Annotated in this window: 23 protein-coding genes and 1 tRNA gene; 12 read left to right on the top strand and 12 right to left on the bottom strand. The window is 58.8% G+C overall.

The annotated features are described in order from the left end of the window. Nucleotides 1-23 precede the first annotated feature (23 nt). Nucleotides 24-890, top strand: a complete 867-nt coding sequence (locus CIT31_RS14515; RefSeq protein ID WP_095519113.1) for an SDR family oxidoreductase — start codon at nt 24-26, stop codon at nt 888-890. A 348-nt stretch (nt 891-1,238) separates the two neighbouring features. Here the strand turns inward: CIT31_RS14515 and CIT31_RS14510 are convergent, their stop codons facing one another. After that, nucleotides 1,239-2,384 carry an OmpA family protein gene (locus CIT31_RS14510; RefSeq protein WP_342586927.1) on the bottom strand — a complete coding sequence of 382 codons (1,146 nt, stop codon included), beginning with the start codon at nt 2,382-2,384 and terminating at the stop codon, nt 1,239-1,241. A 48-nt stretch (nt 2,385-2,432) separates the two neighbouring features. On the opposite strand from CIT31_RS14510, the gene CIT31_RS35875 reads away from it, so the two are divergent. The 4 genes from CIT31_RS35875 to CIT31_RS14500 all read left to right on the top strand — a co-directional run bounded on the left by CIT31_RS35875 (nt 2,433) and on the right by CIT31_RS14500 (nt 4,704). Beyond that, nucleotides 2,433-3,098: a hypothetical protein gene (locus CIT31_RS35875; RefSeq protein ID WP_342586926.1), complete on the top strand. Its 666-nt coding sequence runs from the start codon at nt 2,433-2,435 to the stop codon at nt 3,096-3,098. A gap of 12 nt (nt 3,099-3,110) precedes the next feature. Beyond that, nucleotides 3,111-3,422: a hypothetical protein gene (locus CIT31_RS35125; RefSeq protein WP_245316309.1), complete on the top strand. Its 312-nt coding sequence runs from the start codon at nt 3,111-3,113 to the stop codon at nt 3,420-3,422. A gap of 196 nt (nt 3,423-3,618) precedes the next feature. After that, nucleotides 3,619-4,065 carry a YcgN family cysteine cluster protein gene (locus tag CIT31_RS14505; RefSeq protein WP_095519388.1) on the top strand — a complete coding sequence of 149 codons (447 nt, stop codon included), beginning with the start codon at nt 3,619-3,621 and terminating at the stop codon, nt 4,063-4,065. Nucleotides 4,066-4,341: 276 nt separating this feature from the next. Continuing rightward, nucleotides 4,342-4,704, top strand: coding sequence for a hypothetical protein (locus CIT31_RS14500; RefSeq protein ID WP_095519387.1), 363 nt, complete (start codon nt 4,342-4,344; stop codon nt 4,702-4,704). 114 nt (nt 4,705-4,818) lie between these two features. Here the strand turns inward: CIT31_RS14500 and CIT31_RS14495 are convergent, their stop codons facing one another. Then, entirely contained in the window at nt 4,819-5,529 is a 711-nt protein-coding gene (locus CIT31_RS14495) for an SIMPL domain-containing protein (RefSeq protein WP_095519111.1), read from the bottom strand. A 239-nt stretch (nt 5,530-5,768) separates the two neighbouring features. On the opposite strand from CIT31_RS14495, the gene CIT31_RS14490 reads away from it, so the two are divergent. Then, nucleotides 5,769-5,844 (top strand) — tRNA-Ile (locus tag CIT31_RS14490). Nucleotides 5,845-5,950: 106 nt separating this feature from the next. Here CIT31_RS14490 and CIT31_RS14485 read toward each other — a convergent pair. The 3 genes from CIT31_RS14485 to CIT31_RS14475 are packed head-to-tail and all read right to left on the bottom strand — an operon-like array spanning nt 5,951 to nt 7,701. Then, nucleotides 5,951-7,138: a tyrosine-type recombinase/integrase gene (locus tag CIT31_RS14485; protein ID WP_095519110.1), complete on the bottom strand. Its 1,188-nt coding sequence runs from the start codon at nt 7,136-7,138 to the stop codon at nt 5,951-5,953. After that, the gene (locus tag CIT31_RS14480; protein ID WP_236375307.1) at nt 7,131-7,388 is read right to left on the bottom strand and encodes a helix-turn-helix domain-containing protein; all 258 of its coding nucleotides are present in this window, start codon (nt 7,386-7,388) and stop codon (nt 7,131-7,133) included. Before CIT31_RS14480 ends, CIT31_RS14485 begins: the two co-directional genes overlap by 8 nt. Before the next feature lie 58 nt (nt 7,389-7,446). Next, on the bottom strand, nt 7,447-7,701 hold the full coding sequence (locus tag CIT31_RS14475; protein ID WP_095519386.1) for a helix-turn-helix transcriptional regulator: 255 nt from the start codon (nt 7,699-7,701) through the stop codon (nt 7,447-7,449). Nucleotides 7,702-8,092: 391 nt separating this feature from the next. On the opposite strand from CIT31_RS14475, the gene CIT31_RS14470 reads away from it, so the two are divergent. Then, nucleotides 8,093-8,467 (top strand): phage integrase N-terminal SAM-like domain-containing protein, encoded by a 375-nt coding sequence (locus tag CIT31_RS14470; RefSeq protein WP_236375304.1) that lies wholly within the window; start codon nt 8,093-8,095, stop codon nt 8,465-8,467. A 291-nt stretch (nt 8,468-8,758) separates the two neighbouring features. Here the strand turns inward: CIT31_RS14470 and CIT31_RS14465 are convergent, their stop codons facing one another. After that, entirely contained in the window at nt 8,759-9,226 is a 468-nt protein-coding gene (locus CIT31_RS14465) for a recombinase family protein (RefSeq protein WP_236375301.1), read from the bottom strand. Nucleotides 9,227-9,426: 200 nt separating this feature from the next. Continuing rightward, on the bottom strand, nt 9,427-12,225 hold the full coding sequence (locus CIT31_RS14460; protein ID WP_206073360.1) for a DEAD/DEAH box helicase: 2,799 nt from the start codon (nt 12,223-12,225) through the stop codon (nt 9,427-9,429). Nucleotides 12,226-13,960: 1,735 nt separating this feature from the next. Here CIT31_RS14460 and CIT31_RS36045 point away from each other — a divergent pair. Both CIT31_RS36045 and CIT31_RS14445 read left to right on the top strand, forming a co-directional pair. Further along, nucleotides 13,961-14,176: a YHYH domain-containing protein gene (locus CIT31_RS36045; RefSeq protein WP_348626863.1), complete on the top strand. Its 216-nt coding sequence runs from the start codon at nt 13,961-13,963 to the stop codon at nt 14,174-14,176. Nucleotides 14,177-14,187: 11 nt separating this feature from the next. Further along, nucleotides 14,188-14,460, top strand: a complete 273-nt coding sequence (locus CIT31_RS14445; RefSeq protein ID WP_095519107.1) for a DUF5334 family protein — start codon at nt 14,188-14,190, stop codon at nt 14,458-14,460. A 226-nt stretch (nt 14,461-14,686) separates the two neighbouring features. Here CIT31_RS14445 and CIT31_RS14440 read toward each other — a convergent pair whose 3' ends face one another. Continuing rightward, nucleotides 14,687-14,866, bottom strand: coding sequence for a DUF1508 domain-containing protein (locus CIT31_RS14440; RefSeq protein WP_236375649.1), 180 nt, complete (start codon nt 14,864-14,866; stop codon nt 14,687-14,689). A gap of 1,242 nt (nt 14,867-16,108) precedes the next feature. Between CIT31_RS14440 and CIT31_RS34215 the strand changes: the two genes are divergently transcribed. Continuing rightward, a complete protein-coding gene (locus tag CIT31_RS34215) occupies nt 16,109-16,528 on the top strand; it encodes a hypothetical protein (RefSeq protein ID WP_135914094.1) in 420 nt (139 codons plus the stop codon). On the opposite strand, the gene CIT31_RS14435 is transcribed toward CIT31_RS34215, so the two are convergent. From CIT31_RS14435 to CIT31_RS14425, 3 genes are all read right to left on the bottom strand, one after another. After that, complete coding sequence (locus CIT31_RS14435; protein WP_095519384.1) at nt 16,464-17,654, bottom strand: tyrosine-type recombinase/integrase; 1,191 nt, start codon at nt 17,652-17,654, stop codon at nt 16,464-16,466. The genes CIT31_RS34215 and CIT31_RS14435 overlap by 65 nt on opposite strands. Before the next feature lie 377 nt (nt 17,655-18,031). Continuing rightward, the gene (locus CIT31_RS14430) at nt 18,032-19,261 is read right to left on the bottom strand and encodes a tyrosine-type recombinase/integrase (RefSeq protein ID WP_095519105.1); all 1,230 of its coding nucleotides are present in this window, start codon (nt 19,259-19,261) and stop codon (nt 18,032-18,034) included. A gap of 74 nt (nt 19,262-19,335) precedes the next feature. Further along, the gene (locus CIT31_RS14425; RefSeq protein WP_133116155.1) at nt 19,336-19,722 is read right to left on the bottom strand and encodes a hypothetical protein; all 387 of its coding nucleotides are present in this window, start codon (nt 19,720-19,722) and stop codon (nt 19,336-19,338) included. Between the two features lie 402 nt (nt 19,723-20,124). On the opposite strand from CIT31_RS14425, the gene CIT31_RS14420 reads away from it, so the two are divergent. After that, nucleotides 20,125-20,346, top strand: a complete 222-nt coding sequence (locus tag CIT31_RS14420) for a hypothetical protein (protein WP_095519103.1) — start codon at nt 20,125-20,127, stop codon at nt 20,344-20,346. Nucleotides 20,347-20,517: 171 nt separating this feature from the next. On the opposite strand, the gene CIT31_RS14415 is transcribed toward CIT31_RS14420, so the two are convergent. Further along, complete coding sequence (locus CIT31_RS14415; protein ID WP_095519102.1) at nt 20,518-20,748, bottom strand: hypothetical protein; 231 nt, start codon at nt 20,746-20,748, stop codon at nt 20,518-20,520. Nucleotides 20,749-21,191: 443 nt separating this feature from the next. On the opposite strand from CIT31_RS14415, the gene CIT31_RS35120 reads away from it, so the two are divergent. Next, complete coding sequence (locus CIT31_RS35120; protein WP_245316240.1) at nt 21,192-21,560, top strand: hypothetical protein; 369 nt, start codon at nt 21,192-21,194, stop codon at nt 21,558-21,560. The last annotated feature ends 246 nt before the right edge of the window (nt 21,561-21,806 follow it).

Genomic DNA, 21,806 nt, shown 5'->3' with positions numbered 1-21,806 from the left:
ATGTTGCAAGGGAGGCGCAAGACATGTCGCTCAAGGGAAAGACGCTGTTCATCTCCGGCGGGTCGCGCGGTATCGGGCTGGCGATCGCGCTGCGCGCTGCGAGCGACGGCGCCAATGTGACGATCGCGGCCAAGACCGCCGAGCCGCACCCGAAGCTGCCGGGTACGATCTACACGGCGGCTGAGGAGATCGAGCAGGCAGGCGGCAAGGCGCTGCCGATGTTGTGCGACATACGCGAGGAGGGGCAGGTAGCCGAGGCGGTCGCCCGGACCGTCGAAAAGTTCGGCGGCATCGACATCTGCATCAACAATGCCAGCGCCATCCAACTCACCGGCACACTGGAAACCGATATGAAGCGCTACGATCTGATGCACCAGATCAACGCCCGCGGCACGTTCCTGGTTTCCAAAATGTGCATTCCGCACCTGAAGTTGGCTGACAATCCTCACATCTTGAATCTGGCGCCGCCGCTCGACATGAAGGCCAAATGGTTCAAGAACCATGTCGCCTATACGATGGCCAAATTCGGCATGTCGATGTGCACGCTGGGCATGAGCGCGGAGTTCGCCAGGGACGGCATCGCCGTCAATTCGCTGTGGCCGATCTCGACGATCGATACGGCAGCGGTGCGCAATCTTCTGGGCGGGGCGACAGTAGCGGCGATGAGCCGTTCGTCCGATATCATGGCGGATGCCGCGCATGCGATCCTGCTCAGGCCGTCGCGCGAAGCGACCGGCAATTTCTACATCGACGAGGAGGTGCTGCGCGCCGAGGGCGTCAGCGATTTTTCGATCTATGCGCCTGATGCAACAGGCCCGCTTGCCGGCGATTTCTTCGTGCCCGACGAGGTGTTTTCGAATTCGGAAACCAACATCAAAAGTATCTACTGACGGCACCAGACGCCGTTCTCACTCCTCAGCCTTGCTGGCTTTGAGGCGACCGTGCAGAATTGTCTAGGCATAGGCTTCAGTTCAACACCGAAGCCGGAAACAAAAACCCCGCCGGCGAGGGGGTACCGGCGGGGCTCATGTGTCCCGCTGGAGTCGGGACAGGGCAGGGAAGCCCTGGTCAGAATCTGGGGTGGACGACCTCGCGATTCAATGCCTGGCTAAATCGCGACGTACATTCTCCTTCAACCTCGGCTCATTGCCGGAAATTGCCCATCCCGGTGAAACCGGGGTGGGCTACGTCTTCCCGCATAGATTCCAGAAACCGGGTCAGGTTTCTGGAATTGCGAGTTAATTCGCACTTGCTACCGGCGCCACCAGCGAGGTGATCCGGCGGATGGCGACGCGACGGTTCTCGCGGTTCGGCTCCGACGTGTTGACCTTGAGGTACTCCTCGCCATAGCCCTGTGTCGTCAGGTTCTCCGGCGGGATACTGAAGGCATTGGTCAGGGCTTCGGCAACAGCCTCGGCGCGACGGTCGGACAGAGCGAGGTTCGCCTCCGGCCTGCCGACGGCATCGGTATGGCCTTCGATCAGGAAGGTTTCCGCCGGGTTCTTCTCCAGCAGCCTCTCCATGGCGCTGGCGACGCCTTCCAGTTTCTGCACCTCGGTTTCGGGGATCGAGGCTGAACCAAATTCGAAGTTCAGCGTGTCGAGGTCGATGCGGCGGGCGATGTCGCGCACGCGGGCAGAGCGCTTGACCTCGTCGATCGAGTAAAGGCGCTGAACCCTCTCCACCGGCGGCTGTTCGAGGAAGGTATAGTAGTCGTCCGGATCCTCGATGCCTTCGGCGTCCAAAATGTACTCCTCGCGCGGAATGTCGATCCGAATCGGCGGCAGGTCGTCGCCCGGATCGCGCCAGTCGTTATCGTCGTCATAGTACCGCTCGTCGACATAGCTCAGCACATATTCGCGACCGTCGGGCGCGATGCGTGAACGCTGGATGACGTCGCCGTAGCGGTTGCGGATGGTGACGATCTGGATTCCGTTGTCACGCTCGACGATTTCCCGGGTGCGATCGCCCGACAGTTCCTCATAGTAGACGTTCCTCGCGCCACGGTGCATGCGCGGGGCATCGTCGCTTTCGACGATCGTCTGGTTGTTGAACTGGAGGATAACGCGGTCGCCGAGTTCCCTGACGACGTCGACCCCTTGCGGGCGCGGACGGCGGCGAATGTCCTCGTCGCCGCGCACACGCTCAACGCGTTTGCCCTTTTCCTCGGTCACCGGAACCATCCTCTCGAGCTTGAGCTCCTGCTGGGCCGCCCTGTCGTCGGTGGGCGGCGGTCCCTGGTCGACCGGAGCCGGCTTCGGGGCTTCCGCCTGCTCGCCGTTCTGCTGGGTGGGCTGACCACCCGCGTCCTGGCCGCTCGGCTCTTGCGCGTTGTCCCTGCCGCCCTTGCGCTTGCGCACGGCATCCTTCTGGCTGTCGAACACGGGAGCCTCGCCCTGGGCCGGTCCTTCCCCTTCGGCGGGCGCTGCCTGTTGGTCCTCGGCGGGCTGCTCGCCGGTTGTCGGCTGCTCGCCCGTCACCGGCTGTTCGCCGATAGGCTTCTTGCCACGGTCCTTAGCCTGATCCCGGGGCTTTTCGCCCTCGGCGGGAGCCGTTTGCTGGTCGGTCGGAAGCGGTTCGGCCTGCTCGCCGGCGGGCGTTTCCTTCCTGGCCGGCTGTTCGGCTGGCGCAGCTTCGATCTGCTGATCCTGGTTCCGCTTCTTGCGCGGCTTGACCTGCTCGTTGTCATTTGCCGGTGCGGCCTTCTCGCCTTGCGCAGCCTGTCCGGCGGGCTCTTCGGAAGGTGCCGTTTCGATCTGCTGTTGCTGGTCGCGCTTCTTTCTGCGCGGCTGCTGTTCGTCGTTGGCAGGTGCCGCCTGATTGGTTGGCTCTTCGGCTGGTGCCGCTTCGATCTGCTGCTGCTGGTCGCGTTTCTTCCTGCGCGGCTGCTGTTCGTCGCTGGCAGGCGCTGCCTGTTCGGCTGGCTGCTCGGCGGGCGCTGCTTCGATCTGCTGTTGGTCGCGCTTCTTTCTGCGCGGTTTTTGCTCTTCGGCCGGGGCGGCCTGCTCGGCAGGGGCTGCTTCGATCTGCTGTTGGTCGCGCTTCTTTCTGCGCGGTTTTTGCTCTTCGGCGGGAGCGGCCTGCTCGGCAGGGGCTGATTCGGTCTGCTGTTGCTGCTCGCGCTTCTTCCTGCGTTGATTGCCCTGCTCTTCCCCGGAAGGCGCGGCCTGCTCCGTGGGAGCCGATTCAGCCTGCCGCTCGCGCTTCTTGCGAGGCTTCTGCTCCGGTTCCGCCTGCTGTGCGCAGCCTTCCGCCGACTCACCTTCGGGGCAATTCGACTGCGCCAGGATCAGTGGGGCCGTCATGCGTTGCAAACGATCGAACGCGGCGCTGCCCTGCAACGGGAACGCGCCCAACGGCGCGGACGCCATCAGCAGGCCAAGTGCCGTGCCTGCCAGAATCCGTGGTTGGCGTTTCATTAGAAATCCTCCTTTTGGCGTCCCATCCCGGCCCAAACTGTTCATCAACCGGATTGGTTCCGGTTAGCAGGCATTAGCGGCTACGAAGGGCGATTGACCGGCGTTTTGAAGGCGACTTCGTGTCATTCCTATGGTGCTGGCCTGGTTTGCGCCTGTTGCAGTGCTTGACCTTGACGTCAGCGGGGGCCACATCCCGTCAATGAAAACGCCGTTCTGGAAAACCAAGACGCTCGAAGCGATGACCCCGGCCGAGTGGGAATCGCTTTGCGACGGCTGCGGCAAGTGCTGCCTGTCGAAACTCGAGGACGAGGACACCGGCGAGATCTACTGGACGAGTGTCGGCTGCCGGCTGTTCGACGCCGAAACTTGCCGCTGTTCGGACTATCCCAACCGGCTGGCGCGCGTCCCGGACTGCGTCGGGCTGACGCCGCAGAATGTTCGCACGATCTCTTGGCTGCCGAAGACCTGCGCCTACCGGCTGGTCGCCGAGGGCCACGATCTCTACTGGTGGCACAGGCTGGTGTCGGGAAGTGCCGAGACGGTGCATGAGGCCGGCATCTCGATGCGCGGCCGGGTCAGCGCCAGCGAGACCGATCTTGCCGAGCCGGACGACTATTTCGAGCACATGCTGGACGACGAGCCTTAGGGACGAGCCTCGAGGCCAGGACCGGAACCGGCTGCGCGATAGGGCGTTCTCTATCGGGATTGTCCAGAACCGGCCAGATTGTTCAGAACCGAAATGCGGAGAAATGCGAAATTACCTGTTGGTGCAACATGAACCCAAAATGAACGGCTGGTTCGTAAAAAGTTCAGATACGCAGGCGCATTCTCCCCCCATCGCTTCGACCAAGACACATTGGTCGATCAAGACACACCGGTTCGATCAAGACGGGCGGAAGCCCTGAACAAGGAGAGAAAGACAATGTTCAACACGATCAAGACGGCGACCCTTTCGGCGCTTATCGCCCTCGGCACGCTTGCCGCTATCCCCGCCACAGCCCAGGCAGACAGCATCTATCTCGGCTTCGGCAACAACAACGACCCGCGCGTCGGCGTCTATACCGGCGACGACGATGGTTTTTACCGCGAACGCCGCCGCGAACGCGACTGGCGCCGGTCCTGCTCGCCAAACCGTGCCCTCGGCAAGGCAGAGCGCATGGGTCTGCGCCGCGCCCGCATCATCGACGTCAGCCGCCGCACAGTGAAAGTAGCGGGCCGCCAGTACGGTGACCGCGTCGTGGTCGTGTTCGCCAATGAGCGCGGCTGCCCGGTCCTCTACCGGTAAGCGTTCATCTACCGGCAAGGGTGCGGCTCGAAAAACCCCCGGAGGATCAGTCCTCCGGGGGTTTCTTCATCCAGCAAGATCGATGTTGCCGGTTATCCAGGCTTCAGGCGGCGGTCACTTCAACTCGAAAGTGACAGTGACCTGCACCGTGTAGGAATTCTCGCCGGCCTGCACCGGAACCGATTCGCGGGCCGCGTCGAAGGCCTTGGCGTTCATCGGTATCGGCGGCGGCGCGACGTTCTGGTCGGTGATTTCCAGCACTCGTCCGATGCTGACGCCGGCGGCTTCAGCCAGCGTCTTTGCCTTGGCCATGGCGTCGGCGACCGCCTTCTTGCGGGCTTCGGTGAGAGTTGCAGCCGGATCCTCGTTGGAAAACGAGATGCCGCCGCCCTGGTTGACGCCGAGTGATACCGCCTTGTCGAGAATCTCGCCTGTTTTGTCGATGTCGCGGATGCGCACCGAAAGCGTGTTGGTCACCTGATAGGCGATGAGTTCGGCTTCCTGGCTGCCGTCCGGCTTGTTGGTGTAGTTGTAGCGCGGGTTGATCTGGATGCCGGCTGTCTGCAGGTCACGCTCTTTGATGCCAGCCGACTTCATAGCGGCGATCACGGAGGCCATAGCGTCGTTGTTGGCATCGAGCGCGGCACGCGCGGTCTTGGCCTCGCGCATGACGCTGAGCGTCAGCAGCGCCAGATCAGGGGCCGCGGTGGCTTCGCCTTCGCCGGTGACGACGATACGGGGCGGGGGCGGCGAATCGGTCGCGCCGGCCATCGCCGGAAACGCAATTGCGGCGGCGAGCGCCAAGGGCAAAAGATGTCTGGTCATAAAAAAACTCCTCGGTCTGCGATCCAGTCGCGCCTGTCGACTACCGCATTGGCCCAAGAATCGGAATCGATTTCGGGAAGCACGATGCGTCGATTCAAAAGCGTTAGAGCGCATTTTGCGGGTCTAAGTGGACGCATGTCGCTCTAATGTCTGAATATGGGCTGATTTGGACGATTTCGGCCAGCTCCTCCGGAAAGCCTTGTGCGATTCGGGGAAAAACATTAATCCAGCCGCGTGTGGGGCCTGTAGCTCAATGGTTAGAGCCGGCGGCTCATAACCGCTTGGTTGGGGGTTCGAGTCCCTCCGGGCCCACCATAACCATTGATTTCATTGGCAAAAAGTGGCCTCGGCCCAAAACGTTTTGGGCCAATTATGGGCCCAAGGCAAAGACCGTGGTCCCGGTTTGTTCCGACTCGTTTGATTATTTGACAATGCGGAGGTTTGCCCGCCGCTTCATGGCGTCGCGCTTGGCCTCGCGCTCGTTGATGGCACGAGCAATATCAACTGCGATGCGCTTCTTGTTGGCCTCACGCACATATTCATCTGTTACCGTCATTGAGGAATGGCCCATCGCCTCCATGATGGCCCTCGCTTGGATGTTGCATTCAGCGAGGTAGGTGCCGAAGGTGCGGCGCAGGCCATGGAGCGTGTAACCGGCAGGAATTCCCGCCTGCCGCGTCCAGTGCTGCATCATACCCGTCAGGCTCTTTTCCGAAAATGACCTGCCGTAGGCGTTCTTCAAGACAGTGCCGCCCATCGAGCGCTCGAGCGGGTCCAAGGCCGCTGCTAGCTTGTCGACGACTGGAATGAACATCTCCCGCCCGCCATGGCGGTTGCGGTTCTTCTTCTGGCGGAAATCAAAGGCCTCGATCAGCACCAGCGAGCCATCGAACAGTTCGATCTCTTCGGTTAAAAGATCATCCCACGCAAGAGCAGCGATATCGCCGCGCCGATTTCCAAGCCAGAAGCCGAGTGCATAGCAGGTGCGTGCGGCTGTACCGATAGGGTGTCGCTCCTCGAACTTCTCGCGGATTGCAATTGGCCAAGCGGGATTCCGGGTCGACTTGGGCACACGGACACGGATCGATAGCGAGGGATCCTCCTGCGGCTTGATCCATTTTTCGACGTCAGTCGCGACCCATACAAGCTTCTTGATAGCGACCAGCATGTGTTTGGCGACTGTGCGGTTTGTCCTGAAGATGCTTTCAATGATGGCGCGAAGCCGATCCGCGTCGAGATGTTCCACCGGAGTATCGCGCCACATCAGTGGGTACTTTGGATCGACCCTCAGATTGAGAAAACGCTCGATCAGTCGTGCATTCTTCTGCTGCGTCGCTTCATCAAAATCGAGCCACTCCATTGTCGTTTCAAGCCGGCGCGCGGCATGGCCAAAAGTTTTTGGCAGTGCCCGACCGGGCAAATCGATGATACCCACATTGTGTTGGCCCTGCGTGGCCTTCTCGTAAGCCGCCTCGAACTCGGCATCGCCAGGTTTGCCGGGAAGGCTGATTTCAGGCATGCCTTTTGCACGGTAGCGATAAGTTAGCTTGCCATTCTTGAGACGCGAAGAGACCCCAGGATAGCGCGCATCCTTGAAGGGCCTAGCCATCAACGTTCCTTCCAGACTTCTGCCGCCGGTGATCAACTCGCGGGGAGTTCTCCAGCATCGCTTGTAGCGAAAGGGTTTTGCTTTCGATGGCAACGCGCAGGAGCACCGGGTAGGGGAACCCTCTGCCTTGCTCTATGCCTTCAAAGGTGCGCTTCGGTATTCCCAGCGCCTTGGCCGCGGCTTCGGCAGTGAACCCCCCCTTGGCCCGCCAAGCTTTCACGTCTTGCGCAAGTTTCTCATTCTCGTTCATGTCAAGCCTTTCGCACAATGATCATACTACGCCTGCGGCGTATACGCAATGAGCGTATTTATTTTCTTCTTTCTCTGTCCCGTTTGCTTCTTTCCAGCAGTTCTTGAAGACCGCTATCTTTATCCGGCAACGAGGTGAAAGCTATGTCGAGGGCTACACGATCCCAGACAGCGCGGCTGTTGATGCGCTTAGGCTTCGGCATGCGCCCATCGGCAACCATTTCGTCGAAAAGCGTCGATCCGACACCGATATAACGAGCTGCTTCCTCACGAGAGAGGCCTCGCGGCGGATACGAGAATGCGTCACTCTTCATGGACGCTGGCCCGTCCCTGATACTCCGGGGCGTGTTGGTGTCGACGCACAAAGCCGCATCCTGGTTGCCAATTCGAAGCGACGAGATCGTGCTCACTTAAATAAGAGGAGCCCCGTTGAGCGGAAGCGGCCTGACTAGGTCCGTTCGGCGCAAACTGGCAGCAACGTGTGAACCGGATGGATCACGGCAGGAGAGCGTTTCTAAGCGGACTCGTGGGGCAAGTCGGTGGACGGCTACGTCGCATTGTGCACGACCGGGGCTAACCACCTGCGACTGCCCGCTGGCCCCCTTGCGCAGCCTCCCTCAGCGTCGAACTCGGAGCCGTTATCCCGAGGGCCGTCGTTCTCGATGCACAGATCGGCCCGCTACGCCAACGGTTGATTGACATGACATGCGCCGGTTCAGCCAGGAGACGCAGCGCAACTACGTCCGCGATGTCGGGCGGTTCGCAAGCTTCCTTGGCCGATCGCCGGACACGGCGACAGCGGATGACTTGCGCCGGTTCCAGGTCGGGCAGCAGGGTGACGGCGTTCCCGTGCCGACCATGAACAGCATTGTGTCGGCGCTGCGCTTCTTCACCCACACGCTCGACCGCCCGGACCTGGCGCGCAGGCTGGTCCGCCTGTCGCATCCGCGCAAGCTGCCCGTGGTCCTGAGCCGCGACGAGGTTGCCCGTCTCCTCAACGCCACCACCTGCCTCAAGCACCAGGCCGCGCTCTCGTCGCCTATTGCGCGGGCTTGCGCGTCGCGGAGGTGTCGACGCTGAAGGTCGCCGATGTTAGCGCTGGGTCGTCTACGCCGAGGCGCCCTTCGCCGGGCCGGAAGCGGTGCTCGCCTACGCAACCCCTGTAGCGCGCCTCCCCTGGCCTGCTACGTCATGCGGCCAATCTCTCCCTCAGCCTGATGACGCTTTGTGCTGTCCAGCGCCCGCCGCCAGGTGACCTAAAGCCCCTTTGGTTGAGGGCGCCGGCAACCCCCCGCGCCGACAATGCGCCTGCCGGATCAACGTCGCGAAGCACGTCACGGAACTCCTCAGCCCGGTCCTGAGCGCCCCGCTTCACAGTCGGCACCGCAGGCAGTCTGACTCCGTTAGGTTGCCGAGGCGCAAGGGCCGCGTGGTGCCGTCCTCAAGCCGCCTCACAGGCTCTTGGCCAAGCACTACCAGTGCCGCCGCCTCTCGTGCCAGCGCATCCCGCTTCACCGCCACCGCAGCCTTGGTGCGGCTCTGGATCATCTTGCGCTGGTGCTCCGCCACCAACGCCAAGACCCCGAAAGTGAGATCGCAGGCATCCGGCATATCGGCAGCCACGAAACTCGCCCCGCTGTCTCTCAGGGTGAGCAGGAAGGCAGCGTTTCGGCTCAGCCTGTCGAGCTTAGCGATGATGAGCGTGGCCTGCGCATGCTTGGCGTGCCTGAGGGCGGCTTGAAGCTGAGGGCGGTCGTTGGCCTTGCCGCTCTCAACCTCAACGTATTCTTTCATAGGCTCGGCATTGCTGCCTGCCCGGTTGCGTATGTGAGCCGACACGGCTTCGCGCCGGGCTTCAAGGCCAAGCCCTGATGCCCTTGTCGGGCCGTTGAGACGCGCAGATAGGAAACGAAGAGAGGGGCGGTGACGGTGTTGGACATGGGTCAGCTCCGAGGCTATTCCCAAACAGATTTGTGAAGGCCTCCTTGCGAAAGCTCATCGCCGGGAGAACTGGCACAATTTCTATTTAAGAAGGACCGTTAACGAGTGGCCGGCGAAGGAAGCGCTTCGGCCAGCGCGATGCCGGGCGTTGTCAACCAGTTGTAAAACCCACCCCTGGTAAGAGTTCCCTCGTGCAATCGCAGGATGGCTTCGCAAAAATCGGAGACATCGATGACGCACAAACGCTTCGCGGCCTCGATAAACGTTGGAACGCTCGGGTCTACACCGGGGCTGCACAAGGTGAGGCAAGGGTTGTTTCGCAGCCCCGCCAGTTCTGATGCCGCGAGGACCTCGGTAGCAGCGTTTAAGGGCACCGTTTCCTGATCGCTAACTTTAGATTTCACCTCGACAACAATCGGAATAAAATCCTCAATCGATACTAGGAAATCGGGAAACCCTTGGCGACCGGTCACATCGAGTGGCTGACAAGGTATCCCAAGCCCTCCTAGCGATATACTGAAAGCCTGCTCAAGATCAGTCCCTCGCTTCTCGTACAGAGCGGCTATTTGGTCGCGCAGCATCAAGCGGTCTGCTCGCCGAAGATGCATCGTCTTAGAGTGATTTCGGTCGTCCTGCCGCCAAGTCCGAGCTGCATTCCGAATTAGGTTGGCTATGCCACCACGCTCTTGCAAGCCAAGCGCTATACGGCGACGTTCATCGGCCTGATCGCTACCATCCATCAAATCCATGGGCCTCGAAAGCCCGCCCCTTCGCAAACTCATAATATCATCACGGCGGAGGCGCGACTGGAGGCCGGGCAGTCTTAGTTCGGACATCCAAAGCACATCGCTGGGCACCCCAACCCCTAGCCTGATCGACTGACGGCGGATCGCGCGGGCAAGCCGCCTCACGTCTTGAACATCTTCACCATTTCCACGTAGCGCGATTGGCTTGCTTTCATCGGCCAAGGTCGGAGACGTCACGCTCGAAATAATCTCAGATACCCCCGTAAGAACCCACGACACATCGCGAGCTACTCCCTGAACCGTTCCCAACCTGACCCCCGCCACAATCTTTTCAATTTGCCCCCTAGCAGTTCCAGCCGCCCACTCTGTCAATTGCAACGCCCCGTTAGCGGCTCCCGCATCTGCTACCCACGGCTGGTCGAACAAGATTGGGTTCAGTCTAGTCGCGTAAGGGTTCGGCACTGGGCCATTCCGGCCTATTCTCCAGTTGAGGATACGGGTAGCTTTGCCACCAACAATCCCGAACTCCGGGGACCGAATAGCTGCATGGCTCAGCACAAAGACAAAATCGTCTTCGCTGGTACCGTTCCCGGCCCGATCGATCAGTTGAGTGAGTTGCGCAGAGGACCTTTTCAGCCCCTCGATGAAAAAAATTGCTGTCTCCGGCTTAAGGCCCGAGTGGGCGACGGCAACGCCGAAGGTTGTGACCGTGATTTGTCCATGCAGTTCTATCAGGCAACCGATGTCGACAAGCCGATCAATTTGACTAAACAACTTGTCTCGCCAGTGATCTATACCAGCTAGATTTCGCTCCCGCTCTCTAGATGCCGTAAGCGTTGATCCGATTAGGTCGAATGCATCCTCTCTGCTTGTGCACAGCCTCCCTGCGAAAATCTGAAGTGTGAGGGTCCCAAAATGCTCTGGTGTAATGCCCAAACCCAGCGGAGCTTGGGTGGTCAGGTCCATTAGTGCTTGAGCCTGCCTACTTTCCTGTACTCCGTCAGCCGTGAGCACAACGTGGCCTTTAGCGATAGCCTGCCCCATCCTGCCGACACGGCCGGCCATGTTTTGGAACTCGTCTCGGCCTATAGGCACATGCATTTGACGGTCAAAATCCCACCTTTTCCAAGAGGCGAATGCGGCACTACCCAAAGGGAAATTGACCCCCGCTGCGAGAGTTGATGTGGCAAAGACTACATCGACCTGGCCCGAAGCGAGGCGATCTTCGACGAACAGTCTTTCATCTTCGGTCAGTTCGGCGTTGTGATAGGCTGTGCGCCTGCGCAAAGCATCTAAGAGCGGCTGCTCAACGTCCACCCCGGCAGGCGCATCAATCTGAATGGCCGGTCGGGATTGAGCCCACGTTCTCGCTAGGTCAAAAGTGTCGTCGACCTTCATGCAAAAAACTATAACGGGGTTTCGCTGCTGTTGAAGTAACTCTCCGATCACACCCATAACATCGCGACTTCGACTAGGCGGCCCTTGTTGCTGCAGCCCTTCAAAGCCCGGACCAGCTGAGACGGAGAGCGTTGCCAAGGGTGTTCGACACTCAATGGTCAATGCCTTTTCGCGATTGGGGTTTCTGATCAAGCCAATCCCCAACCAACTAGCCAGTGCCTGTGCATCGCCGGGGCTCAGAACCGCAGACAGCCCGACGAACTGCCGCCACCCCGCTCGCCGCATCAACGTCAGGAGAAGTTCGGCGTTTTGGCCGCGATGTTTATCCCCCACCAACTGGACTTCATCACAGACGAAGCAGATGTTTGTCAGGTCACGCGGCGGCCCACCAACTGACAAGCAGCCCAGAAACTTCTCGTACGTTGCAACCAAGATAACAGAAGAAAGGGGAGCATTTGTTTTCCGACCTGCCGCGTCTTCGACGCTGTCCCCTGTCGCACATACAATCGCCGAACGGTCGTAAGCTAGGAAGTCACCAAGAAATAATCTCTTAGCCTCCTCGAACTTCTGTTTGGCCAACGCCCGATGAGAGACGAGATAAACAGCCGTGTAGCCTGCCTCAATGGCTGATGCCACTGTCCACCAACCGATTAGGGTCTTCCCGGTCGATGTCGGCGCGCTGACAAGAAGACTTTCTCCGCGAGCTACGCCTGCCTCTAAAGCTTCGAACTGAATGTCCGTGAGAAGCGGCATGCCGCTTGCCTCTGGCAAAAGTTCAGGTTTGCCCAAAACTTTGTCAGAGAGCCCATGATCTATCGGTATGGTTGGCTGCATTCTATCCCCCAAATATCGGCGAACTATAGCTAGTGCCGTCGCGGTTAACCAGAGGAGTCCGTTATTTCTCTCAATGTCACCGGCTGCGATGCGTCAGCGGCGAGCCGAATGCCGATGGTGCCCCCCTACAGCTGTCGTATAGGGCCGGCTATTCATCCATTGTTGAGCCCGACCCCACGGCCCGTGTCGAAAGATTCCCAGCGCAGTTTCGAAAAATGATGCCTTTCGAGCAGAGGAGCGAATAGATCGCCACGCGTGATTTCGACCGTGCGCTTACCTCCTGCTTACCGGCTGAACACCAGCAGGGGTCGCGGATACCAATCCGACAATCATATGGTTTTGTTGTGAAAGTTGGCGCACCCGACAGGAGACGCGGCAAAGCCGGCGCGTTAATCGCGCTTTCGATTTTGGCTGGGTGCCAGACATTCGAACATATGGATGCGGGCCTGACATCGTTGCGAGGCCAACCGTACCAAGCCGCATTTGACGTTCTCGGCTTTCCCGATGCGGAGAGCACGATAGCCGATAAGCGCGTGTTCACGTGGGAAGCCTAAACGCCCGGCTCATACACTGTCCCGACTTTTAATTCGAGCACGGCCTATGTGAACGGGAAGCCAGTCTATATCCAGACCCCAAGGCACAGCAACCGAGACCTATGACTATCATTGCAAAGTCGACGTAATCGTTGGGTCATCCAGCATGATTGAGCACACACTAAGTACGATGGCAACATTGGCGGCTGCGAGAGCTATGCACGCCTGTTTCGTCTAAAGTCTCAGTAGAGGTGAAACGTTGTAGCGAGAACGGTGAATCTTATACAACCTATTATTTCCAGATTTCCAGGATTTTCTACATCTAAACGCGGCAATGTAGCAATATAGACGCATATGTACGTGGCCATACTGCAAAATTATTAGACATGGCTGGAATCGATCCGGGAAATCCGGAGAGCTTTCAAGCTCTGATAAACGAACCAATCCACAATAAGAACGCGATGCCACCCGCTCTAATCCCCACGAGCGCCAGATTTACAGCACCATTGATATCTTGCTATTTCTATCCATCACGAAAGTATTCTGTGCGATCATGCCGTCATGGTGAGCACATTGTTCCGCGATAGCATGGGCGAATGACTTCCCGTTTTCAATGTCGGCTACCCATTTACTGGGCTGGTTCCCTACGAAAGCTAACCGACCGAGCAGATATTATCGCCATCCATGCCGCTACAAATAGTGAAACAGCAACGGCCCAAGCCGTGAACGCTAAGAGAGAGTTAGGCGGCTGACTTGTCACCAAGCTGTATGCGGTCCCGACGAGGATCACTGAAGCAGCCGAGACAGCACCGGCAAACGTATACGCCCGGTGATCTGCGGCGATAGCTGAGGTGAGTTGGGCCTCAAGATAGCTTTCTGCCTCCCTAAGCACCTCTTGCAGCATTTCGATATTTGCGCTCTTAGTGCGTTCGAACAGGGGGGCTATTCATGCAAGGTGACCTTTCGGCTCATCCAGACAAACCAGGCAGCGGAAGAAAAGGTGGCGGCGACGGCGGTCAAGTTAGACTCCAACACCATCGCCCCGGCCTCCTGTCAATCGACCTCCGTCCCCTAAACCGGCACCTCCGGTCAAGAAGTGACAAAGACGCGGCAAGTCGAAGATGCCATTTGACTTGCCGCCTGTGTTTTGGCAAAGTTATCGCAGCGCGATGCGCCGAATAGTCATGTTCTTGGGAGGCAAAATGAAATATTTTATTTTGGTTATTGGTGTTCTTTTGGGCGCTTATAGAGTTGTCCCGGCGTTCAGCCATGGTGGCGGAACAGACTCAAATGGTTGTCACACGAACCACAAAACTGGCGGATATCACTGTCATTAGGGCGGCTTACTATGATCAAATGTTTCGCGTTCGCAATCGGACTCGTTTTGGGCGGGTCCGGTGCATATGCTTGGGATGGGACGGATACTACTGGCGAGTCGGTAGAGATTGGCAAGGGTAATCTTGTTAGAACGGGCAGGGACATCCAAATATTTGACGGTGGTGCTGGCGAATATCGAGACGTAACTGTCGAAAGCATTCGTCGGTACGGATCAACAGTTGAAGTCGAAGTCTACGACAACGAAAGCGGCGAGTACCGGACCCTTGAAATGGACGACGACTGACCCTCGCTACTCAACTGCACTCGCGCAGCGGCTGCGCTCTTCGAAAAAATGAATCGGGTCAAATTGAAAAGAGTTAACGCGAGAAGCAGGAAACCGCCCAGGAACTGAAACGGACGAGTCCGAAAAGGTGTTCGACGGGGTGAAGAAGATCGCCAATGTACCGTCGCCGAAGGACGAAAAGAAGCCCGCCACAAAGTAGTGGCGGGCCTCTCCCATTGTTAGGCGCTTACGCAGCGTACCTGAGACTCTCAGGGAACCACACTGCGCTGTTGTATGATGCCTTCATGATGTCGATGCTACGCTCGCAGTCGACGCGTTTGACATACCCTTCGCTGCTAACGGCAATTGTCTTGCCGTTCACAGCTTCATACGTCCAACGCCATTCATTACGATTGTCCCTGTACATCCAGTACGAGGGGTATGTGCGAGACGCCATAGGGATCTCCTAGGTTCGGCGTACGAACGTCGAGCTTGACCATGGCTAATATTTCTGATTCAACATCAGCGTACGTAATAGCCATACCCCGCGCTCGACGTCCAATCTTTGCGGGTGTGAACTTGAAACCGTCGCGGCTCCCCAGCTAGCGGCGGTTTCTTCGTTCTGATGGCTGATTCAATGCTTAAGTATTGGGCAGGAGTCAAGGCGTGGTTAAAAAACCGTTGAGCCTAAGGCAACGGTTTCAACATTTCCGAAACAAATCAATTGGTTACGGTACTCCTCCCGGAGCGGGGAAAACGGCATCGGACGTTTCCCTTGCCGGCAATACTACTCCGATTCGCAGAGAACGCAAATATTGCAGTGCGGTTGATTCTTTCGCGACGCAATAGGATAGTAACACTCATCTATCCATAATATAGATATCCACATCCGTTTATATGACTGGATTGCGTACGGCAGGCTCTCCCAAGTCCTACCCATTCCCCTGCGGCTAAACTTTCAACGGCGTTTCCCTCCCGGTCTGCTTTCGATCAATACGGTAGACGCCGTTTTCTTTTGCCTGCGTGTTAGGGGGGCCGTGGCGGGCGGGGGAGTTACGAGCCGGGAATTCTCTGCCTCTGGATCGCCGGACGATGACGACGATTGATCGTGATCCTCGCCTGCCACGCGCCACACAGTGCTGTTGCTGGTGCTGTCACGAGGCAGTTGTTCGATCCACCGCCTACCGATACGCGTTGATCGTGCCAGATACCTCCCGAAGCGCTTCGATGAAACGTACCGCTCCGTTCGATGAAGCCGCCGAGTGCTTCCCTGAGAAGTGGGCTATCCGCAACCCGGATGGGCGATGTTCCGCGTCGTGAAGGGGCCGTTCGGCAGTGCGTCGATGATCTCCGCAAGTTCGTCTTTCTCCGGGTCCGCTGCTCTCTGACCGGCGACATCGCCCCGGCAATCGGCTGGCCCGAGCCATGGGAGAGGCTCTGTTAGGTGCGCCCGCCGACAAATAGGCGCGCTCGACCGTCAGCGCCGCTGCAACGAGCTCGGGCCGCCTACGCAGGGCTAGGTCAATCGCGTCGAATTCGAAACGCCGTTCCTCTGGCCGCTGACACTGGGCGTCTAGCCGGATTTGAATCGTGCGCCGGTTCAAATCACCATAGGCGTGAGATTGTTTCCCCTGGCGCAAATCAGGCTGATCGCTGGAAGGCGGACGGCGTGGCGGCGGGCAAGGGCGGGGTCGGCCGAGATCGGGCGAGCGGTTTCGGTTTCGAGACGGACGAAGTGGCGTTCGATCATCCGCAGTCTGCGCTGAGTTCGGCGCGCAGAAAGGGGCTTTGGAGTGTCGCCAAGCGGTTGATGAGCGCGGTGCGTTCGGCACTGGCGGCACCGCGCACGCCGACGATTTCCTGCAATGCTTCCATCGCAAGCGAAGCCGGTACCGTCTCGGCCGGGTCGCCGGCAGCGTCTGCTATCCGGAATCGCAAAGATCGCCTCAAGGGCAGACATGCGGGGCAAACCGGACGTTCGCGATGCGTGCCGGACAGCTGGCTGCCCGCATACCTGATTGAGTTTACCCGCGCGTTCCCGCGTTCTCAATTTTTTCCAGATAATCTGCCCACCACTGCATCATCTTGACGCGCTCTTCCCAGTGCTCCGCCCGGGCATAGGCTCGCCGAACGTCGTTTTTTTCAATATGAGCCAGCTGTCGCTCTACGGCGTCTGGATGCCACTTGCCGCATTCGTTCAACAGAGTTGATGCCGTTGCTCGGAAGCCATGGGCGGTTGCTTCATTTTTGCTGTAACCCATGCGACGCAGGGCGGCGTTGAGTGTATTGTCGGAAATCGGACGAGAAGGCGATCGCACGCTTGGAAACAGCAGCGTCCCGGCGCCGGACATTTTTTTAAGCTCGGCCAGGATATTCAAAGCCTGCGTTGAAAGAGGAACGCGGTGCGGTCGTCGCATTTTCATTCGCGCTTCCGGGATAGTCCATACCGAACTTTCGAAGTCGAACTCCCCCCATTCGGCAGCGCGAAGCTCACCGGGGCGGGGAAATAGCAGCGCCATCAACCTCAGAGCCGCTCGGGTTGGGGGCTGTCCGTCGAATGTCTCGATCGCACGCAGCAAGCCGCCCAATGCCTTCGGATCGGTAATGGCGGCACGCGGCGTGACTATTGGCCTGATGAGCGCGCCCCTCAGCGCCGACGTTGGGTCAGTGTCGGCGCGTGCAGTGGCGATGGCGTATCGAAAGACGCTGCCAATGGTCGAGCGCAGCCGCCTGGCCGATTCGTATCGACCGCGCACCTCCACGCTACGAAGGGCAGCAAGGATAGTGGCGGCGTCAATGTCCCGAATGCACTTGTGCCCACAGGTGGGATAGGCGAAGTCGAGTAGCCATTTGACCTTGGTGATAGTGCGGTCGGCACGTCCCTCTTTCTTCAGCTTGTCAACATATTCCTCGGCGATTGATCGAAAGCTGTCCTTTGTCGAACCGACCTTTCGCAATTTGCGTTCCTGTGCGGGATCGATGCCACTTAGGAGGAGACGTTTGGCGTCATCGCGCGCTTTGCGTGCTTCGGCGAGCGAAATAAGGGGATAGCTGCCCAACGCCAGAAGCTTCTGCTTGCCGTCAAATCGATAGGCGAGGCGCCAAAGGCGGGATCCGGTGGGCTGCACCCAGAGCTGGAGCCCGCCACCGTCAGACAATTTCAGTAGCTTGGAAGCAGGACGGGCATTTCGGCATTTCACGTCGGAAAGGGCCATTTGTGGGACACCTCCCTTTGGCTGTTTCGATACCATCAGGATGTCCAGTACCAACGGAAATACCAGCCCTCCGCCCCGTTAGATCAAATACGCCGGAATTCCATGAAACGCGCTCAATCGCGCCATCCTTCCCAAAAAGATGAACGATTTCAGTCGTTTGTGGAAACAGAAGCGTAGAAGCTTCGGCGAAAGGAAGTGTCGGGAGAAGAGGGGATGGTGCCCAGAGGCGGATTCGAACCACCGACACGGGGATTTTCAGTCCGCTGTCCGCAGTTGAAATCTTTGAGCTTTTTCGCTCCATGTTGCGTTCATGTGGCGTACCCGATCTAAACAGTCAAAACCGTGAGGCGCTACCGCTCAAATGGTCGCACCATTCGTCACGCCAACAGCGCTCTTTCCGCCGCGGCCAATTCTTCTGCATCATCGCCTCGCGGGAAGAGGTGGCCATAGACGTCCATCGTCATCATGATCGAGGAATGTCCGAGCCGCTCCTGCACGACCTTGGGCGGTAGGCCAAGGCCACCGTTGGCAACACGGTTGATGCACCAGCTTGCGAAGAAATGCCGAAGGCAATGCATCCCGGTGTAGCGCGCCTTCATGATCGGCTTGCCGTCCGCGTCCTTCTCGCCAGTGTCGACGACCACGCCGGCCGCGACCTGGGCAGGCATAAGCCCACGGTTGATGATGTTGGCCAGCGACTCGACATTGCCGACACCATTCGGGAACACCAGCCCGAGCTCGCCCGTGGGGCAGGCCAGCTTCCATTCCTTCAAAGTGTTGATGACGATCGGCGGGGCGGGGACGGTCCTTTCTCCCGCTTCTGTCTTCGGCTGGCCGATCTCGTTGAAGCGATCGGCGCGCTGGTGGACCCGGATCGCCCGCTTGTCGAAATCCACGTCGCTCCAGCGCAGGCCACGAAGCTCAGAAGCTCTCAGACCTGTGAATATGGCTGTCAGCAGCAAAGGCCTCCAGCGGCCTTCCACAGCCCCGACAATGGCCTTGATCTCCTCGCGGGTAGGAAGATCGACGCCGACCTTGATCTTGCCTTTCTGGCGCCTCTCTGCCTTGCGCTCCTTGCCCTTCCGGCGCTTGCCTCGCATGTCGCGAACGACGTTACGGGCAGTCAGGCCGCGCTCCTGCGCATCGGCGAGCAGCGAACCCAGGCTGACGAGGATCTTGCGGATCATGGCAGGGGAGCGCGGTTCCCGTCTCGGGTCGTCCGCCTGCAGGTCGGCATTCCCCGTCCTCAATTGATCCTCGAAGCTTCGGACGATTGGAATGCTCAGCTTCGAAAGCTTCTCGGCGCCGATGAACGGGACAATGTGAAGATCGAGGTGTTGCTGGTATTGATCCCTTGTCGAGCGCTCCAGGCCGTCGCAAGCCTTTATCCATAGATCGCCGGCCTTCTTAACCGTGGTGCTGTCGCTGTCGGCAACATGGGTGCCTTCCCGGATTTCTACCGTGGCGGTAGCTTTGAAGGCGTCGGCCTCTTTCTTCCGGTCGAATGTCTTCAGCCGGCGCGCGCCTTTGCCATCCACATAATCAACAATCCAGGCCTCGCGTTCGACACCCTTTGCGGTAGTCCATTTGCGCTTGCGCACCGACATAACACATGCCCCTTCTATGTAGCCGACCGTAATAACCGGAAGCATGTTGCATTATGTCGCAATAAATCCGCTTGTCAAGAAGCGGCTTGGCGCTTACGCATCGCTGCCACTCGGCACCGATCGGAACAATACTTTGATGACGAGCGGCGCCCGGTTGCTGGCCCTGTCAAAATGCGATTCTCGCAATTCTCGCACCGCCCTAAAGCGGCCTCGGCCGCCGCGGCTGCTGCCACCTCCATGCACATGAAGGCGTGAAGGCTCTTCGCTTTCAGGCTTAGCCTCGACTGATAAGTAGCTTCGCCAGTCCAGGCGATTTTCGGCGAAGGCTTGAGACTGATGTTATCGAGCAGGGCGTGCAGGCCGTCCGAAACTTGCTTCGGCAGACCGTTCAGTGCGTTCCAAGCTTGCTGATCAAACAACTGGCGTGTCCGATTTTCCTCGGCGACGGTCGTCGTCATCATCGAGGCGTCCAACACGTCGTGAGACCGCAAGCCATGCGCGGTGAAGAATACCCGAAGATAAGTGCAATTGCGGTGCCAAACGTCCTGACCCATTGCGAGGCACTTATGGTTTGGCTTGTACACAGCGGAATTACCGCCGACGTACTTCATTTGCATGTTTCGGTTACATTAGAACTAACTCATATATATCCAGCCATGCGAGCTCCCCTAAGGCTCGCTGGTTAGGCCCGGCGGTCTCCCCCCAAACCGCAAGCCGCTGGGCCGCTCGAACTTGGGCAACGGATGGCGCGGACTTCATGACCCGGATTAGAAGCGGGTCGATTGAATGTCGACGTTTGCCATAAAAAGCTTCGGGCCGGAACGCTTGCTCGTCTCGAGGGTTGGGGTGCAGGAGGTGCAGGCGTGGCCGAGAAGCCGTCAATCGCCGAAACGTTGCGACGAACCTCTGACCAACTGAAGAGGATCCAGAAAGGCGTTGCCGATGGCGGTCACGTGGACCAGATGCAAGAGGTCGATGCCCTGGTGGGCCTCGCCAAAGAAATGGCTGACCGGCAACTGGCCGGGTTAGAAAGCCCGGCAAAAAACGATGGCTCCGTGCAAGGCGATGACGATGCAAAGGACTGAGCGTCGTCGACCGCCTCCCGACATTCCGCGATCACGGAATTACTTGATTCGCCAAGATCGGTACTGTCCAAAGGCGGCGGACCCCAACCCGCCCGGCCGGCGCCCTATTCAGGCAATCTACCCCGCCCCCCCCAAGCGGCGCCGGCCATTCTTGCAAATTTGGATAGGCGCCTACTGCGAACGCTCGATCGCGAATGTTGGCGCGTCGTCTCCCTTGCCGGCCTGGAGAAATTCAACGATGGCAAATAGAAGTTGCTCGGCCAAGATCCTATTCATGGCCAGCTCGATCGTGCCGGTGTCGGTCTCCAGTTCGAGGAGTCCGATCAATGGCTCGGCCGATAGGAGTGTGGTGTCGACGTCGAGAAGTTTGTTGAACCCGGATTTACTGGGCTTGCGTTTCATAGGGCCCTCCCTTCCAGCGCTCGTCCTTTGCCTCGCGATAGGCGCTCGGGCTGGTGTCTAGCGTTTTCGAGTTAGAAATCGGGCTTCCCGCATAAGTGACGGCCAGTCGGACCCCAGAAGAGCGATAAGCTCGCGAGCCTGTTCTTCGGTGATATTGGCCTCTTTGACCAACGCGCTGGACAAGAGAGAGACGATCCGGTGCCGAGGGCAGCTTGTCAGGTCCGTCCGCCATTGTAGCAACCTTTTGGTGATCGTAACGTCACCCGATCGTGCTTGTTCCGTGAAATGGGAATGGCTCGTAGTTTTTGTGCGAAAGCGTACAGTTCGGGCGTCAGCGATCATGTAAAGGGCTTCGCTGATTGAGAGACGTGCCTACCGCACTCTCGTCCCTACGGATGCGTTGAGTGCTAGGCTGCCATGCGCTCTCGGCGCAATGATTGGGAATGGCGGCGACGAATACGCCGACCGCGAGAGCGATTCGCTATCTGTCGGGAATAGGCGTACACTTCACAGGTCGCCCGCACCTTTACGGCAAGCGGGCGCTTGAAAGAGTAGATCACGCTTTCGCCCAAACAGGGAGACGAGCGATGCCCTTTCGCGGAATAGCAGACGCCGAGCAGTTGGCGACGCTTACCAGAATTCTAGACGACTATTGCGAACAAGCTGGCATTGAGGGCAGCCACCCGGCGAGGGAGCATTTGGCCCGTCGTCTGATCGCTCTTTTCAGCGGCGGCATAGACAGCCCTGACGATATCAAGATGGCTCTGGATAGCATCTCAAAGGGGTTCCAGACCGATCTCAGAGCCATGTAGTTAGGCTAGTCATTCCGCTTCTTGGAAGAGCCGCTCATTCCGTCACAAGCCGCGGATCGCATGTCGGCGAAACAAGGAACTGATCAAGGTTCCATATCCATTATCGGCGTGGGCCCTCTGACCGTGCACGGCGTCGGGTTGGTATGGCGCAACCTAAACCGGCCTTGCCCCTCCCATGAGTCCTCGACGGGCACCGTTACGTTGCCGGTGAACAACGTTGCCATGCCATCGGGAGCAACGATTGAG

Origin of the sequence: Mesorhizobium wenxiniae (assembly GCF_002284535.1) — a bacterium.
GTDB lineage: Bacteria > Pseudomonadota > Alphaproteobacteria > Rhizobiales > Rhizobiaceae > Mesorhizobium > Mesorhizobium wenxiniae.
This window is presented reverse-complemented; position numbering and strand designations above follow the sequence as displayed.